The sequence below is a fragment of the Actinospineispora acaciae DSM 45401 genome (assembly GCF_000620785.1).
Classification (GTDB): Bacteria; Actinomycetota; Actinomycetes; order Mycobacteriales; family Pseudonocardiaceae; genus Pseudonocardia; species Pseudonocardia acaciae.
This window is the reverse complement of sequence record NZ_JIAI01000001.1, coordinates 32,782-48,489: the sequence shown is the minus strand read 5'-3', so window position 1 is coordinate 48,489 and position 15,708 is coordinate 32,782. Positions and strand designations below refer to the sequence as shown.

At 73.9% G+C, this 15,708-nt stretch carries 16 protein-coding genes; 5 read left to right on the top strand and 11 right to left on the bottom strand.

What is annotated here, in order from left to right; translation table 11 throughout:
- Position 1 precedes the first annotated feature (1 nt).
- Together N912_RS48540 and N912_RS0100235 are read right to left on the bottom strand one after the other, a co-directional pair.
- Positions 2-1,504: a purine-cytosine permease family protein gene (locus N912_RS48540; protein ID WP_064745119.1), complete on the bottom strand. Its 1,503-nt coding sequence runs from the start codon at positions 1,502-1,504 to the stop codon at positions 2-4.
- Entirely contained in the window at positions 1,501-1,872 is a 372-nt protein-coding gene (locus N912_RS0100235) for an MmcQ/YjbR family DNA-binding protein (protein WP_028920835.1), read from the bottom strand. Before N912_RS0100235 ends, N912_RS48540 begins: the two co-directional genes overlap by 4 nt.
- Positions 1,873-2,008: 136 nt before the next feature.
- On the opposite strand from N912_RS0100235, the gene N912_RS0100230 reads away from it, so the two are divergent.
- Positions 2,009-2,443 (top strand): DoxX family protein, encoded by a 435-nt coding sequence (locus tag N912_RS0100230; protein WP_028920834.1) that lies wholly within the window; start codon positions 2,009-2,011, stop codon positions 2,441-2,443.
- Positions 2,444-2,450: 7 nt separating this feature from the next.
- On the opposite strand, the gene N912_RS0100225 is transcribed toward N912_RS0100230, so the two are convergent.
- Both N912_RS0100225 and N912_RS0100220 read right to left on the bottom strand, forming a co-directional pair.
- Positions 2,451-2,894, bottom strand: coding sequence for an SRPBCC family protein (locus N912_RS0100225; protein ID WP_028920833.1), 444 nt, complete (start codon positions 2,892-2,894; stop codon positions 2,451-2,453).
- A 6-nt stretch (positions 2,895-2,900) separates the two neighbouring features.
- Positions 2,901-3,854: a helix-turn-helix transcriptional regulator gene (locus tag N912_RS0100220; protein WP_037062555.1), complete on the bottom strand. Its 954-nt coding sequence runs from the start codon at positions 3,852-3,854 to the stop codon at positions 2,901-2,903.
- Between the two features lie 60 nt (positions 3,855-3,914).
- On the opposite strand from N912_RS0100220, the gene N912_RS0100215 reads away from it, so the two are divergent.
- The 3 genes from N912_RS0100215 to N912_RS0100205 all read left to right on the top strand — a co-directional run bounded on the left by N912_RS0100215 (position 3,915) and on the right by N912_RS0100205 (position 5,432).
- Positions 3,915-4,547 carry a DinB family protein gene (locus N912_RS0100215; protein WP_028920831.1) on the top strand — a complete coding sequence of 211 codons (633 nt, stop codon included), beginning with the start codon at positions 3,915-3,917 and terminating at the stop codon, positions 4,545-4,547.
- Positions 4,548-4,556: 9 nt separating this feature from the next.
- A complete protein-coding gene (locus tag N912_RS0100210; protein ID WP_028920830.1) occupies positions 4,557-4,994 on the top strand; it encodes a VOC family protein in 438 nt (145 codons plus the stop codon).
- Between the two features lie 93 nt (positions 4,995-5,087).
- On the top strand, positions 5,088-5,432 hold the full coding sequence (locus N912_RS0100205; RefSeq protein ID WP_028920829.1) for a hypothetical protein: 345 nt from the start codon (positions 5,088-5,090) through the stop codon (positions 5,430-5,432).
- A 1-nt stretch (position 5,433) separates the two neighbouring features.
- Here N912_RS0100205 and N912_RS0100200 read toward each other — a convergent pair whose 3' ends face one another.
- Positions 5,434-7,113: an ABC-F family ATP-binding cassette domain-containing protein gene (locus N912_RS0100200; RefSeq protein WP_028920828.1), complete on the bottom strand. Its 1,680-nt coding sequence runs from the start codon at positions 7,111-7,113 to the stop codon at positions 5,434-5,436.
- A 104-nt stretch (positions 7,114-7,217) separates the two neighbouring features.
- Here N912_RS0100200 and N912_RS0100195 point away from each other — a divergent pair, with 104 nt between their 5' ends.
- Complete coding sequence (locus N912_RS0100195) at positions 7,218-7,955, top strand: hypothetical protein (protein WP_028920827.1); 738 nt, start codon at positions 7,218-7,220, stop codon at positions 7,953-7,955.
- 4 nt (positions 7,956-7,959) lie between these two features.
- Here the strand turns inward: N912_RS0100195 and N912_RS0100190 are convergent, their stop codons facing one another.
- From N912_RS0100190 to N912_RS0100170, 6 genes are read right to left on the bottom strand one after another with little or no spacing between them, the layout of a single operon-like run.
- Positions 7,960-8,589 carry an FHA domain-containing protein gene (locus tag N912_RS0100190; RefSeq protein WP_028920826.1) on the bottom strand — a complete coding sequence of 210 codons (630 nt, stop codon included), beginning with the start codon at positions 8,587-8,589 and terminating at the stop codon, positions 7,960-7,962.
- Positions 8,586-9,983: a vWA domain-containing protein gene (locus tag N912_RS48535; RefSeq protein ID WP_051579405.1), complete on the bottom strand. Its 1,398-nt coding sequence runs from the start codon at positions 9,981-9,983 to the stop codon at positions 8,586-8,588. The genes N912_RS0100190 and N912_RS48535 overlap by 4 nt, the downstream gene beginning before the upstream one ends.
- A 51-nt stretch (positions 9,984-10,034) precedes the next feature.
- On the bottom strand, positions 10,035-10,919 hold the full coding sequence (locus N912_RS48530; protein ID WP_051579404.1) for a PP2C family protein-serine/threonine phosphatase: 885 nt from the start codon (positions 10,917-10,919) through the stop codon (positions 10,035-10,037).
- Positions 10,916-12,157: an ABC transporter substrate-binding protein gene (locus N912_RS48525; RefSeq protein ID WP_156993073.1), complete on the bottom strand. Its 1,242-nt coding sequence runs from the start codon at positions 12,155-12,157 to the stop codon at positions 10,916-10,918. Before N912_RS48525 ends, N912_RS48530 begins: the two co-directional genes overlap by 4 nt.
- Positions 12,154-14,463, bottom strand: a complete 2,310-nt coding sequence (locus N912_RS48520) for a serine/threonine-protein kinase (protein ID WP_051579402.1) — start codon at positions 14,461-14,463, stop codon at positions 12,154-12,156. Before N912_RS48520 ends, N912_RS48525 begins: the two co-directional genes overlap by 4 nt.
- Positions 14,460-15,704 (bottom strand): hypothetical protein, encoded by a 1,245-nt coding sequence (locus N912_RS0100170; RefSeq protein WP_028920825.1) that lies wholly within the window; start codon positions 15,702-15,704, stop codon positions 14,460-14,462. The genes N912_RS48520 and N912_RS0100170 overlap by 4 nt, the downstream gene beginning before the upstream one ends.
- Between the last annotated feature and the right edge of the window lie 4 nt (positions 15,705-15,708).

Here is a 15,708-nt window from a genome sequence, read left to right as displayed (position 1 = left end):
GCTATGGCAGCCCTATCCACTCACGGGTGCCTGCCTGCGCGGACTTGTCGCGGATCTCCGGAGGGGTCCCGGCGCGGGCAGGCACCCAGCGCGGGCCGTCCGGGCCGAAGGCGTAGCGCGGTTCGGGCACGAGGTACAGGCAGGCCAGGTAGCTCATGGCGGCGACGAGCAGGCTCACCGGCAGGCTGATGTCGATGCCGCCGGCCACCTCGTGCAGCGGCCCGACCACCAGCGGCGGGTAGTTCGCGAACTGCAGGCCGACCACGGCGGAGAGGATCCACGCGGCCATGGCCCGGTAGTTCACCCCGTTCCGGAACCAGTAGCGCCCGCCCACCCGGCCCTGGTTGAACACCTGCACGTCGTCGGGGAAGTACACACCGCGCCGCACCAGGTAGCCGATGCTCATGATCACCATCCACGGCGTGGTGCAGATGACGATCGCGCCGATGAACGCGTTCACGCTCGCGGTCAGGTCCAGCACCAGCCGGCCGGCCAGGATGAACGCGAACGCGAGGACCCCGATCAGCAGCGACGCCGCGACCCGACTGAGCCGGGGGAACACCGAGGAGAAGTCCAGCCCGGTGCCGTACAGCGAGGTGACCCCGGTGGACAGCCCGCCGAGGAACGCCACGACCATGAGCAGCGGCGCGTACCAGGCCGGCGCGATCTGGATCAGCGCGAACATGTAGTCGCCCTTGCCCACCGTCAGCGTCGCGGTCAGCACGCCGAACAGGAACGGCACCAGCGTGGCCAGCTGGGCCAGCCAGGTCGCGGCCAGCAGCCGGAACCTGCTGGTCGAGGCCGGGATGTAGCGCGACCAGTCGCCCAGGAACGCCCCGAACGAGATCGGGTTGCCCATCACGATCAGCGCGGAGAGCACGAACGTCGGCCAGAACGAGCCCAGTGCGTAGGCGGTGTCGCTCGGGCCGGGGCTCATCCCGGCGAAGGCGGCGACCGCGAGCAGGATCAGCGCCGTGTTGGCGATGACCACCACCTTGTTGACCACCAGCATGAACTGGTAGCCGTAGATCACCACCACGATCACCAGCGCGCCCAGCACCGCGTACACCGCCGCCCGCAGCGGGCTGGAGTCCGCCGCCCCGAACTGCCGCACCAGCCCGCCGACCAGCGCGTCCCCGCTGACCCACACCGAGATCGAGTAGAACGCGATCGCCGTCAGCAGCGACAGGAACGAGCCCACGATCCGGCCCCTGACCCCCAGGTGCGCGCCGGACGACACCGCGTTGTTGGTGCCGGTGCGCGGCGCGAACAGCCCCATCGGCGCCAGGATCAGCGCGCCGACCAGCACGCCGAGCACCGTGGCCGCGATCGCCTCGGGCAGCGAGAGGCCGAGCATGATCGGGGTGGTCCCGAGGATCACTGTGGCGAACGTGTTGGCCCCGCCGAACTGGATGCGGAACAGGTCGATCGGGCGCGAGGTCCGGTCGGCGTCCGGGATGGTGTTGATCCCGTGCCGCTCGACCCGGGTGATACGGGCGGTCACGGCTGGCGTCCCGGTACGGCTGTCTCGAAGTAGGCCGCCCGCACCTTCGCCGGCACGCACATGCACCAGGCGTCCACCACCAGCTCGTGCATCTCCGGGGCGTCCAGCTCGTGCAGCCAGGCGTCCACCCAGTTGTAGCGCTGGTCGGAAACGCGCGGCAGGCGGAACCTGTCGGGTTCGGCGGCGACGAGCGTGGCGCGCCGCTCCTTCGGGTAGGCGAACCCCATGGTCCGCTCGTCCCGGGAGAACGCCACGTAGATCAGCCTTCCGACACCGAACTTGACCCGGTCGCGGACCAGCCGCTCGGTCGTCCGGGGCAGGGTCAGCGCCAGCGCGCGCACCTCGTCGACGGTCACTCCCCTCGGCATGCCGAGTGATTACCACAGCCGGCACCGCGTGTCGACGGGACGGTTGTCAGGGTGCGCTAACCTCCTTACCTACGAAGTAGTTACGTAGTTCAACGCTCATCTACTTGCGTCCGCACGTACCTGGAGGTAGTTCGTCATGACCCGTCCGCTTCCCGCCTCGACCGGTGACGTCGCCGTGCTCGTCGCCCGCATCGTGCTGGGCCTGGTCCTGATCGCGCACGGCCTGCAGAAGCTGGTGTCCTACGGGTTCGCCGGCACCAGCGCCAGCTTCGAGAAGATGGGGGTGCCGCTGGCTCCGGTGTCCGCCGCGTACGCGACGCTGGCCGAGCTGGGCGGCGGCATCCTGCTGGTGCTCGGCGCGGCGACCACGCTGGCCTCGGCGCTGATCGTGCTCGACATGCTGGGCGCGTTCGTGCTTGTGCATGCCAGCAAGGGGGTGTTCGTCGACAAGGGCGGTTTCGAGCTGGTCGCCGTGATCGCGGCCGGTGCCCTGCTGCTCGCCGCGTTCGGCCCCGGGCGGTTCAGCGTCGACCACGCGCTGGCCGGTCGCAAGGCCAAGGCGTCGGCCTGAGCCGCCGTCAGGTGATCTTGTCGGCGATCGCCCGACGCCAGGAGCGAAGGAAGTTCGGGTAGTCGTCGGCGAACCGGCGCAGCTCGTCCCTGGCCGCCTCGGTCAGGGCGGTGAGGTCGTAGGCGACGGTCACCTCGGCGTGGTCGTCGCCGGCCGGCTCCAGGGTGACGGTGACGGTGCCGGCGTGCACGCCGTGGGCAACGCGGGCGTAGGACATCCGCCGGCCGGGTTGGCGGTCGAGGACGACCCAGGTGACGGCCCGGCCGTCGGAGGCCGTCTCGAACACGGTGCCGGGCTCGGTGTCGGCGTCGGTGTCGGAGTCCGGGAACCGCGGGTCCCATCCGTCCACCCAGTCCCGCTCGCCGGCCGGGGTGAACAGCCGGAACGCCCGCTCGGGCGGAAGCGCGACCTGGAACGAGCCGACCAGCCGGTACCGCGCGGGAGCCGCCACGGACGGTTACGTTAACAGCCCCGCGGCCGCCCGCAGTCGTTCGGCCAGCGCGGCGCAGCGCTCGGCCAGCTCGGGCGGCTCCAGCGGGGTGAACGGCAGGTCCAGCAGCGCGGTGTGCAGGACGATTGCGTCCAGCGAGTCCGCGCCGGTGACCAGCACGCAGCGCCGGTCGTCGAGCGCCTCGACCGCGGCGGCGGTGGGCGGCACCAGCCCGGCGACGACCTCGGCGGGCGCCTCGATCAGCAGCCGCGCGTGCCAGCGGTACGGGCGCAGCGACAGCGCGTCGGTGACGAACCGCGCGGCGTCGGGCGGGTCTTCGGGGTGGCCTCGGGCGCCGGTCGGCGTCGGCTCGCGCATGCGGTCGACCCGGAAGCTGCGCCAGCCGTCGCGGTCCACGTCGCGCGCGACCAGGTACCAGCGCCGGCCGGTGTGCACCACGCGGTGCGGCTCCACGTGGCGGCGGGTCTGCGCACCGGTCCGGTCGACGTAGCCGAACCGCAGCCGCTCCCCGTCCCGGCAGGCCAGCGCGAGCACCGCCAGCACCGCCGGCGCCACCGTGGGACCGTCGGCGGCCAGCGGCACGATCGCCGAGCGCAGCGCCGTGACCCGCCGTTGCAGGTGGGTGGGCATGACCTGCTCGATGGCCGCGAGCGCGCGCAGCGCCGACTCCTCCATCCCGGCCACCGCGCCCGTGGCGGCCGCCCGTACCCCCAGCGCCACGGCCACCGCGCTGTCGTCGTCGAGCTGCAGCGGCGGCAGCCTCGCGCCGGCGCCGAGCGCGTAGCCGCCGGTCGGGCCGGGCACGGCGTGCACGGGGTAGCCCAGCTCGCGCAGCCGCTCGACGTCCCTGCGCACCGTGCGGTCCGTGACGCCCAGCCGCTCGGCCAGCTCCTCGCCGCGCCAGGAACGGCGCGTCGTCAGCAACGACAGCAGCCGCAGCACCCGCGAGGCGGTATCCATCTGGGCATTGTGACTGATTCAGGAACGATCCTGTCCGCGTCTGCCGATACGGTCGCGGCCATGCTCGATTGGAACGAACAGCTCGTCGAACAGCTGGACTGGCACTGGCGCTCCCAGCTGCGCCCCCGGATGGACACACTGACCGACCGGGAGTACCTCTGGGAGCCCGCCCCCGGCGCCTGGAGCGTCCGCCCGCGCGGCACCACGGTGTTCTCGCCTCACACGCCGGCGGGGCTGGATGAGCGCTCTGCTGATGGTTGCTTCCCGAGCGGTGCGGGTCGCGCTGCGCCGATGGTCGGCGGCAGCGGCGAGTTCACCATCGACTTCGCCTTCCCCGAGCCGGACCCACCGCCGGTGACCACCATCGCCTGGCGCATGTGCCACCTGATCGTCGGGGTGTTCGGCATGCGTGTCGCCGGCCACTTCGGCGGCCCGGCGATGGACTACGACACCTACGACTACCCCGGCGACGCGGCCGGCGCGCTGTCCCAGCTCGACCAGGCGTACGCCGCGTGGGCGGCCGGCGTGCGCGGCCTCGGCGCCGACGGCCTGAGCCGGCCGTGCGGTCCCGCCGAGGGCCCGTGGGCCGACCATCCGATGGCCACCCTGGTCCTGCACATCAACCGCGAGGTGATCCACCACGGCGCCGAGATCGCCCTGCTCCGAGACCTGTACCGGCACCACAACCCGTAAAGGAACGCCATGACCGTGCACAAGATCCAGGTCGTCATCGACTGCGCGAACCCGGCCAAGCTGGCCGAGTTCTGGGCCGAGGCGCTCGGCTACATCGTCCAGCCGCCCCCGGAGGGGTTCGCCTCGTGGGAGGCGTTCGCCGAGCGCATCGGCATCCCCGAGGACCAGTGGGACCGGCTCTCCGCGGTGGTCGACCCGAACGGCGTGGAACCCCGCATCCTGTTCCAGAAGGTGCCCGAGCCCAAGACCGTGAAGAACCGCGTGCACGTCGACATCGACGTCGTGGCCGGATCCCCGCCCGGCAGCCCCGAACGCCGGGCGCAAGCGCACCGCCGCGCCGAGGAGCTCGCCGCCCGGGGCGCCCGCCAGCTGCGCGAGGTGGACGAGCCGACCGGGTGGTGCCTGGTCATGGCGGACCCGGAGGGCAACGAGTTCTGCCTGCACTGACGGCGGACCGACGAGGTTGAGGGGGCCGAAACTTCACCCAGTGTTCGCGAACGAGGAACAAAACCCGTCGGCGTTGGGCATACCGTCACCGACATGATCGAATACAGGCCCGAACGCCTGATCGACCTGGAGCTTCTGACCTCGCCGTTCGTCTACGCGGTACACGCCGTGCGCCCCGAGGACATCTGGTCGACCGAGGTCGTGTGGACCATGACCTGCGACGCCGAGGAGTACGCCGGGAAGCTGAGCAACGATCCCGGCGTGCTCGCCGGCGCGGTCACCCGGTTCACGCTGGACAGGCCCGGCGAACGGCACCCGGTCGCGCTGTACGTGTCCGGTGCCCGGCAGGAGCTGGCCCACGTCAGCGACGACCGGCGGATCTACGCCAACGGGTGGGCGAAGCATCCCAGCCTGCGGCGGCGCCTGCGCAGGTCGTGACTCAGCGCCGCGACATCGTCGTCTCCTCCCAGACCGGTTCGTCGGCCTCGGCGACCGTGCCGTCCGCCCCCAGGATCAGGAACCTGTCGAACCCCCTGGTGAACCAGCGGTCGTGGGTGACGGCGACGACGGTGCCCTCGAACCGGTCGAGCGCGGCCTCCAACGCCTCGGCGGACTCCAGGTCCAGGTTGTCGGTGGGCTCGTCGAGCAGCAGCAGGGTGGCGCCGGACAGCTCCAGCAGCAGGATGTGGAACCGGGCGCGCTGGCCTCCGGAGAGGAGGTCGGCGTTGCGCTCGGCCGCGCGCGCCAGCCCGTAGCGGCTCAGCGCGCGGGTGGCCTCGTCGCGCGGCAGGCCACGGCGGCGGCCGTCGCCCCGGTGCAGGATCTCCAGAAGGGTGCCGCTCTCGAGGTGCCCGGGTATGGAGAACGACGACTGCCGGAACCAGCCCGGCCGGACCCTGGCGCCCAGGCGGGCCGTTCCGGTGTGCGCCACCGGCTCCGGCCGCTCGTCGCCGACCGGTGCCTGGTCCGGCTCCGGGTCGGTTCCGCCGGCGGCCAGCAGCCGGATCAGGTGTGACTTGCCGGATCCGTTGGAGCCCAGCACCGCCACCCGGTCGCCCAGCCAGATCTCCGTGGAGAACGGCTCCACCAGCCCGGTCAGGCCCAGGTCGGTGCACACCACGGCGCGCTTGCCGGTGCGGCCGCCGGCCAGCCGGACCGACAGCCGCTGCGGCCGGGGCGGCAGCTCCGGCGGCCCGGCCTCCTCGTACTTGCGCAGCCGGGTCTGGGCGGCGTGGTAGCGCGAGGCCATGCCGTCGTTGTTGGTGGCCTTGACCTTGAGCGCGGCGACCAGGTCGGTCAGCTGCTGGCGCTTCTCGTCCCAGCGGCGGCGCAGCTCCTCCAGCCGCTCGATGCGCTCCTCGCGGGCCCGCGGGTAGCTTGCGAACCCGCCGCCGTGCACCCACAGCCCGGCCCCGTCCGGCCCGGACTCCAGGGTGGCGATGCGGGTGGCGGTGTTCGCGATCAGCTCGCGGTCGTGGCTGACCATCAGCACGGTCTTGCCGGACTCGGTGAGCCTGGTCTCCAGCCAGCGCTTGGCCGGCACGTCCAGCGCGTTGTCCGGCTCGTCGAGCAGCAGCACCCGCGCCGGCCCGCGCAGCAGCGCCTCCAGCAGGATCCGCTTGCGCTCGCCGCCGGACAGCGTGTGGACCCCGCGCCAGCGGGCGCGGTCCCAGCCGATGCCGAGCGCGGCCTGGCAGCAGGTGTCGAACAGCACCTCGGCGTCGTAGCCGCCGGCGTCGCCGTAGTCGGCCAGCGCCTGCGCGTAGCGCATCTGCACGTCCGGGGTGTCGCGCTCCATCAGTTCCAGCTCGGCCGCGTCCACGGCGGCGGCCGCGCGGCGCACCGCCGGTGCGGCCACGGCCAGCAGCAGCTCCCGCACGTCCGTGGCGCCCGCGCCGACGTCCTGCGCCATCACGCCCAGCCCGCCGGACCTGGTGATCGTCCCGCCGTGCGGTGTGAGCTCACCGGTCACGATCCGTAGCAGGGTGGTCTTGCCGACGCCATTCGGGCCGATCAGCGCGGTCCGGGTGCCTTCGCCGACCCGTAGCGACACCTCGTGCAGGAGCGGCGTCCCGTCGGGCAGCGCGTAGCTGACACCGGAGAGATCGACGTGGCCCATGTGACCGGAGTATGGGTGGGCGCCTCGGCGGCGGACAATCGGGTTTAGCGCGAGGGCGAGGTCGGCGGTGGTCAGGTGTGCCGCGGACCACCTACAGTCACCACATGGTGACGCGAGGCCGGGGCTCACCGAACGCGCTCCAGGTCCTGCTCGACGGCACCCCCGCCCGCGTCCTGTCCCCCGGCGCCGCGCCCTGCCTGTTCGGCCGGGGCAGCGAGTGCGACCTGCGGATCGGCCACCGCGGGCCCGGCGGCGCGGACCGCAACCTGTCCCGCACCGCCGGCTCGATCCGCTGGGACGGTGGCTGGACGGTGCGCAACGAGAGCGGTTCGCGCCCGTTCGACATCATCGTCCGGGGTGTGGTGGTGCCGCTGCCGCCCCGGGTCACCGCCGAGCCGTCCGTGTGGGCGGTCAGCCCGCCGGGTCTGGACGTGCACATCGTGACGCCGACCAGTGAGCACATGATCGGGTTGGTGTTGCCCGATCCCCGGGGTGTTGTGGAGCCGCCCGGGGCGAGTGATCCCGACGGGCCGAGCACGTATCCGCTGTCCGAGCCGAACGAGCACGAGCGGTTGTTGCTGACAGCGAAGTTTCTGAGCCGCGCGCGTCCTGGGGATGCGATCGGTAACGGTGAGGCCGCCGAGTTGGTGAATCGGGTGCGGGCGAACCGGCAGGTGACGGACAGGGCCGTGGAGGATGTGGTCCGGCGGTGGCGTGACCGTCTGGAGGGGTTGGGCGTAACCGGGATCAACGGCCGGGAGAACGTCAACCACCTGGGGCGGCAGTTGCTGGCGTACGGGTTCATCCGGCAGGAGGATCGGTCGCTGTTGAGTTCGTACTGATGCTCTAGCTCGACCAGGGCGCGGGACGCAGGGTGATCACCGTCCAGACGCCGAGGCGGATTCGGTCGCCGGGGGCGAGCGGGATCAGCTGGTTGCGGGGTATCCGTTCCGGGTCGTCGTTGAGGTATGTGCCGTTCGCCGAGCCGGAGTCGACGAGTACCCACGAGCCGTCGGGTTGGCCGAGCAGCCGGGCGTGCTCGCGGGAGACGCCGGGGTCGGCGGGCGGGGCGGACAGGTCGATGTCCGGGTCGGTGCGGTGGCGGCGGCTGCGGCGGCCGATCCTGATCACCTCGCCTGTGAGCTCGATGCGGCGCTCGGCGGTGACGGGCAGCTCGAAGCCTCGCTCCGCGCCCCGGGTGGACTCGAAGAACTCGCGGTCGGTGGTGATCACGGCCAGCCAGGTCGAGGGCTGGGGCGGGGCGGTGGCGGCGGGCGGCGGGGCGGCTGCGGGTTCGTACGGGTAGCCGCAGGCCTCGCAGAACCGGCCGCCTTGGGACGGTTCGCCGCATCGGCCGCATTCGCCGGGCGGATCGGGCGGATCCTGGGGATCGGGCGGGGCGGGGCCGATGGCGAGGCCGCAGCCGGCGCAGTAGCCGGGTTGGTCGACATCGTGCGGGAGGGCGCACTCGGTCACGGCAGGCTCCGCTCGCTGTCCGGTTGGCCGCGCACGGTGTCGGGGCCGTCGTCGGGCCAGTCGTCGGCGCGGTGTTGCGGGAGCTGGCGGTCGGTCTCCATCTCGATCTCGAGCTCGCGTTCGGGGGTCATGCGGTCCAGGCGGAAGGTGCCGGTCTCGGGGTCGAGGAGCTCGTCGATGTGCTCGGCCATGGTGGCGTCGCCGACCTCGGCGGCCCAGCGGCGGGCGTCGGCGAGGAAGTGTGAGGCCTGGTCGCTGTCGCCTTCGCGGTAGGCCTCCATGGCCTTGCGGACGGCTCCTTCGACGGCGCCTCGGCCGGTGGCATGGGCCACCTGGGGGTTGAGCAGGGTGCTCTTGGCGATGTCGTCGGTCCAGATCGCGCTGACCATGGCCTCGGGGTGGGTCTGGCGGGAGCCGTCGGGGCGGGTGCGCAGGAACTGCTGCGGTAGTGGTCGGGGGTCGCCGTCGGGCGGTAGGGCCACGAAGCTGAGGCGGCCGGCCAGGCGTTCCTGGCCCAGTTCGCCGGGTGGGACCTCGATGCTGATGTGGAAGTCGCGCTGCTCGGTGCCCCAGGAGCCGGTTGGGTAGTGGCCCACCTGGTCGGTGACCTCGGCGCGGCGTTCGGTCAGGTCGACGGGGTTGGGGGCGGTCTGTTTGACCAGGCGGACCCGCGCTCCGGTCGGGGTCCACAGGCGCAGTGCGACCTCGGCGACGCGCTTGTCCATCGACGCGGACATCATCGCCCGGAAGTCGTCGGCCAAGCCGTCGGGGCTGGCCACCACGTCGACCGAGCCGAGCAGCGCCTTGGCGATCCGGCGCAGCTCGACCGCCGACCAGTCCGCGCCGACGCCACGGCAGTCGCAGGTGAAACCGTTCTCGCAGGCCGCGATCGCCTCGTCGAGCAGCTCGGCGGTCTCGTGCTCGTTGTGGCCGTCGGTGAGCAGGATCGCGTGCCGGATCGCGCTCGGGCGCTGGCCGAGCAGCCGGTTGGCCAGGCGCAGCCACTGCCCGATCCGGGTGCCGCCGCCGACGGTCATCGCACGCAGCGCCCGCTTGGCCTCGGAACGGGTGTCCGGGTCGGCCCGGGCCAGCACCGGCTCGTCCGGCCACAGCATCCGGGCCTCCTCCGAGCCGGCGACCACCGCGAACCAGACCCCGTCGCGCAGCTCGTCGATCGCCACCCCGGCCGCCTCCGTCGCCTTGATCGCCTTCTCGGCGGGGTGCCGCATGGAGCCGGACCTGTCGATCATGATCACTTCGGCGGCGTCGGCGGGCAGCGCGGCGGCCGCCTCGCCGGCCGCGTCCACGGTGATCAGCGCCTGCACCTCGCGCTCGCCACCGGCCAGGTACAGGTTCTGGTGCACCACGCCGCGAATCTCCGGGCCGTCGGTCATCGGGTACCTCCTCGTGGTGGGTCGTGAGTGGCAATGGGCGCCATAGCACCCCTAGCCACTCACGGGTAGGAGTACGGCGGTCACGTTGTCGCGGCCGCCGGCGATGAGGGCGGCCCGCACCAGGGTGCGGGCGGCGGCCAGGGGGTCGGTCTGGGCGGACGGGGCGAGGGCGGCGGCCAGTCGCTCGGGGTCGGGCAGGTAGTTCCAGAGGCCGTCGGTGCAGACGAGGACCAGGCCCGGGCCGTTGGGGCGGATGGCGGTGAGGCGGGGTGTGCCCGGGGCGTCGGCGCCCAGCCAGGCGGTCAGGGCGTGCGCCCTGCGGTCGGCGGCGGCGGCGTCCGGGCTCATGCTGCCGTGGGCGAGCGTGACCGCCAGCCACGAGTCGTCCTCGGTGAGCCGCGCGCCCGGCCGCCCGGAGATGATCGGCAGCCAGTACGCCCTGCTGTCGCCGATCCAGCCGACGGTCACCTCCCCGGGGGTGTGCACGGCGGAGACGAAGGTGCAGGCCGGCGCGCCGGGCATGCCGGGGCGGGCGGCGAGCTCGGCCACCGCCGCGCCGGCCGCCGCGACCGCCTCCCTGGTCGCCGCCGAAGGGGTCGAGCGGCGGCGCAGGGCCGCCGAGAGCGCGGTCATGCCGGCCCGCGCCGCCTCGGCGGAGGCAAGGTCGGGACGCGGGCCGCTGGACACGCCGTCGCAGACCACGGCGAGCACCGCGTCCACGCCGTCCCGCGCCGCGGTGAGCCGGGCCAGCTCGAAGGCGTCCTCGTTGTGCTGGTGGCGCAGGCCCCGGTTGCTCACGGCGGCGGCCGCCCCGGGCAGGGCCAGCTCCAGGTGGTCCCTCACGTCGGGGCGCCGCGAGCCGCAGGCCTCGCAGAACCTGTCGGCCGGCGCGAGCTGCTCGCCACAGCACTCACAGGCCGCCGCGGCGCGGCTCATCGGCGCGCCGTCGCTTCCAGGAACCGGCGCATGGTGGCCACCGCGGTCTCCGGCGGGATCTTGCCGGTGTAGCCGGCGAACACCTGCTGCTTGAGCTCCTCGCTGATCGTCGCCCAGTCCGGGGTCGCGGGGCGGGGCCGTCCGATCGGCAGCAGCCGGGTGGCGAGCAGGGACATCAGCGGGTCCGAGGCCAGGTCGTCGTGCGCGGCCCGCAGCGCCGGCACCAGCGAGTAGCGCCCGGCCAGGCCGCGCTGCACGTCCCGGTCCATGGTGGCGAAGCGGACGAACTCGCGGGCGGCGTCGGCGTGCGCGGAGTACCTGTTGATCGCCAGGTTGTGCCCGCCCAGCCCGGCCACCGAGCCGGTGCCGTCGAAGGTCGGGAGCGGGGCGATGCCCACCTTGCCGGCGACCTGGCTGGTCGGGTCGTTGTTCATCGGGCGGTAGGCGTACGGCCAGGACCGCATGAACACCGCCTGGCCGGACTGGAAGGTCTGCCTGGCGTCCTCCAGCTTGGTGGAGTCGAAGCCGGGCGCGTAGAAGCCGGTGCGGTAGCCGTCCCGCATGAAGGTGAGGGCCTTGACCGCCGGCCCCTGGTCGAAGCGGATGTCGGAGCCGTCCACCGCCAGCTCGCCGCCGGCCGCCCAGAGGTACTCCAGGTACTGCACCACCAGGCCCTCGCCGGGCGCGCCGTCGGAGACGAACGGGGCGATGCCGCGCTCGGCGGCCACCCTGTTGCCCACCTCGACCAGCTCGGGCCAGCTCCGGGGCGGCCCGGCGACCAGGTCGGTGCGGTAGTAGAGCAGGCCGGCGTCGGTGGTGAACGGCGCCGCCCAGAGCGTGCCGTCCCACTCCCCGGTGGCCAGCGGTCCCGGTAACGACAGCCGTTCGAGGTCGGGGCGCATGCCGTCCAGGCCGACCAGCCAGCCCTTCTCGGCGAACTCCGCGGTCCACGGCACGTCCAGCTCGAACACGTCGAGGTCACCGATCCCGGCGTTGAGCTCCAGCGCGAGCAGTGACCGCTGGTTGTCCGCGTCCTGCGGCAGCGCCAGGATCCGCACCTTCGGCCCCTCGGGGTGCGCCCGGTTCCAGGCGTCGCGCACGACAGTGGCCGGGCCCTCGGCGGTCACCTTCCCGACCGCCCAGACCAGCTCGGCGGGCCGATCGGCGCGCGCGCCCCCGGCGCACCCGGCCAGCATCAGCAGCGCGAGGAGAAGCGCGAACGCGCGGCGTGGCGTCACCACAGGCTCCAGTTCCGTTCGGCGTTGGCTCGGTCCACCCAGCGCACCCGCTGCTCGGGTGCGACCGAGGCGAGCTGGCGGTAGCTCCACTCCAGGCCGTCGCGCAGGCCGCGCTCGTCGAGCCCGAAGCCGAGCAGCCGCGAGGGCACCGTGCCGGCGGCGGCCGGCCACGGGCGCCCGGCCGCCAGCCAGTCCAGCGCGGCGCCCAGCGCGGTCGCGTAGCCGCGGTAGCGGCGCGACTCGTCCAGGTCGAGGTCGCCGTCCTGGTCGCGCAGCCGCTCGGCGCAGGCGAAGAAGGCGGGGGCCAGCGCACCGCCCGGGTCGTCGCCGGGGTGGGCCTGCGCGACCGAGCAGAGCAGCGCGGCGGCGGCGTAGCGCGAGGCGTTGGGCACCTGGGCCAGCGCCGCGACCGCCGCGTCCCGCTCGCCGAGCGCGATCCGGCAGCGGGCCAGCCCGAACGCGGCGCTCACGTAGGACCGGTCGGTGCCCCAGACCGTCTGGTAGCGCCGCGCCGCCCGCTCCGGGCGGTCCAGCAGCTCGGCGCACAGCCCGAGCGCGAGCTTGGGCGCCGCCTCCCCCGGCACCGCGCGCAGCACCTCGTCGAACTCCGAGGCCGCCCGCTCGGTCTCGCCGGCGACCAGCGCGGCCAGCCCGGCGAACCAGCGCACCCGCACCTCGTCCGGCTCCTCGTCGGCCAGCGTGTCCAGCTCGGCGCGCAGCGTGTCGTGCTCGGCCCGCTCGCCGCCCGCGACCAGCTCCACCCGGGCCCGCACCGCCCGCAGCCGGGTCTCCAGGGTGTGCGCCGGCAGGCCGTCCAGGGCCTGCAGCACCTCCCTCGGGCTGCCGGTGCCGGTGATCGCGGCCAGCCGGCGCGCCTGCGGGTCGGCGGGGTCGATCTGCGGGTCGGGCAGCGCCAGCGCGGCGGCCACCGGGTCGGGGCGGCGGGTGACGTGCTCGGGGTCGGCGCCGACCACCCGCAGCTCGGGGCCGAACACGTCGGACAGCCCCGGCTGCGGCTCGCCCAGCTCCACGGCCCGCACCTCGCGCAGCACGGCCTCCAGCTGGTCGGCCATGTCGGCGGCGGAGTAGAACCGGCGCTCCGGGTCGGGGTGGGTGGCCCGCAGCAGGAACAGGTGGTACGACTCGTGGCGGGCCAGCAGCGGCTCCTCGTCCGGGCTCGGCAGGCCCTTCTTGGCGTCCGCGAAGTGCGGCAGCCGGAAGCTCAGCGCGGCCATCGTCCTGCCCACCGCGTACAGGTCGGTCTGCGCCGAGGGCGGGCTGCCGAACGGGTCGCGGTAGCCGTCCTTTCCCCACGCGCCGCCGGACGGGTCGTCGGCCACCGAGACGCCGCCGAGGTCGATCAGCCAGACCCGGCCGTCGTCGGAGCGCATCAGGTTGTCCGGGGAGAAGTCGTTGTAGAGCAGGCCGCGGGTGTGGAGGTGGTCCAGCGCGTCCAACGCCTGCAGGGTGTACTCGCAGATCTCGGTGATCGGCAGGTAGCCGCCCCGGTCGCGGCGCTCGCGGTGCAGTTGCAGCAGTGAGCGCCCGCCGATGTAGTCCATCACGATGTAGTCGATGGGCACCGTCTCGTTGCCGGGGCCGGGCAGTTGGTACGGGTGCATCACGGCGTCGTGGACCGCGACGATGTTCGGGTGCTGGGCCTGGCCGAGCGCGCGCAGCTCGTCCAGCGGGACCTGGCTGTGCGCCGCGTCGTCCGGGTTGACCAGGCCCTTGAGCACCACGTACCGGCCGACCTTGCGGTCGGTGGCCAGGTAGACCCAGCCCAGGCCGCCGCGCCCGATCGGCCCCTCCACCACGTAGCGGTCGGCGACCTCGGTGTTCGGCTCCAGCGGTGGGCGGAACGAGAACCGCCAGCCGCAGTCCCGGCAGAAGCCCTCCACCCGGCCGGGGCGCTCCCCCGACGCCCGGCCGACCGGACGGCGGCATCGCGGGTTGCGGCAGAACCGCTTGCGCTCCGGCAGGGCCGCGTCGGACAACAGCGCCGCGCGCGGGTCGGTGCGGCCGGGGTCGGGCAGGGTGCGGGCCCGCTTGCCCCGGCCGATGGACGAGCTGCGCCGGCCGGAGCCGGGCGACGAGCCGCGACGGCCCGAGCCGGCCGAGGACCGGCCGCCGGAGGATCCCGACGGCACGGATCCGCTGGATGCGGGGGCCGGGCGGGTGGAGTCCGGTGCGGGCGGGGGTGTGGGTGCGGCGTAGCTCATGCCGCAGCGTTCGCAGTACCCGGCGGCGTCGATCGGGCCGCCGCACGGCTGGCCGCCCGGCCCAGGTTCGGCGCAGGTGGTCACGCCCGGTCACCCCCGTGCGGTTGGGCGGGTCCGGTGCGGTTGACCAGGTGCAGGTACTCGTCGACGTGGCGGGCCGCGACGGCCAGGTCGCACGGCGCGGTCCAGAGCAGGTCGTACGCGGCGCGGTAGGCGCGCTCCAGGGGCAGGTCCTCGGTGCGCCCGTCGGTGTCCGCCTTCACCCGGTACAGCTCCAGCCGGGCGCGCAGCTCGCGCCGGATACGCAGCGGCTCGCGCAGGGTGTCCAGCGCGGCGGAGGCGAGCGCGGGCGCCCGCTCGGCCCGCTCGTGCAGGCCGGCCAGCGTCTCGGACAGCTCGCGCCAGCGCCCGACCGCGCGCAGCTGCCTGGCCTCGGCGATCCCGGCGCGCAGCGCGGCGGCCAGGCTCGGGTCCGGCTCCGGCGGCGGCGGTCCGGCGATCTTGAGCGCCACCTCGGCACGGCAGATGACCGCCTGGCGCTCCAGCTCCTCCAGCTCGGACAGCGCCGCCTCCACCCGGTCCAGCCGGTCGGTGCTGGCCCGGCGCAGCTCGTCCAGCTCGGCCAGCGCGGCCTGCGCCCGCCGGCAGTCCGCGACCAGCTCGTCCACGCCGGCGCGGTCCACCGCCCCGGCCGGGGAGGCCCCCCGAGGGTCCGGGCGGGCCGGCGTCCACCGGGACAGCGGATCGGACAGCCCGATCGCGCGCAGCTCGTCCAGCCGGGCACCCAGCGCGACCAGCGAGGTGCCGGCGACGTCGTCGGAGTCGGCGAGGCCCACCTCGGCGGCGGTGGCAGCGGCGCTGGTCAGCAGCTCCTCGCACTGGTCGATGCACGGCCCGAACACCGCCCACACCTGGTCCGCCGCGTCCAGCACCGCGCGCACGTCCCGCTCCAGCACCCGGAACTCCGCGACCAGGTCCGGCACGCTCACCGACCGCTCGCTGTCCGGCAGCCGCACCGCCGTGGACTCGGTGAGCAGCCGCTCCAGCGCCGCCAGGTCACGCCCGGACGGACGGGCCCGCCGGCCCCTGGTGTGCCGCGCGGTGGCCACCACCTCGCCGTGCGCCCGGTGAAACGCCCACATCCGGGCCAGGTCCTCCCTGGCCACCGCCCAGCGCCGCTCGGTCTGGCCATGCAGCACGCCGGCGTCGAGCAGCTTGCGCCCGGTGTGGTCGTGCAGCCGCATCAGCCGCTCGAACATCGCCTGGTGCTCGGCGGCCAGCCGGTCGATGGCGGCGTCGGCGGCCACCTCGTCGTGCAGCGACATGGCG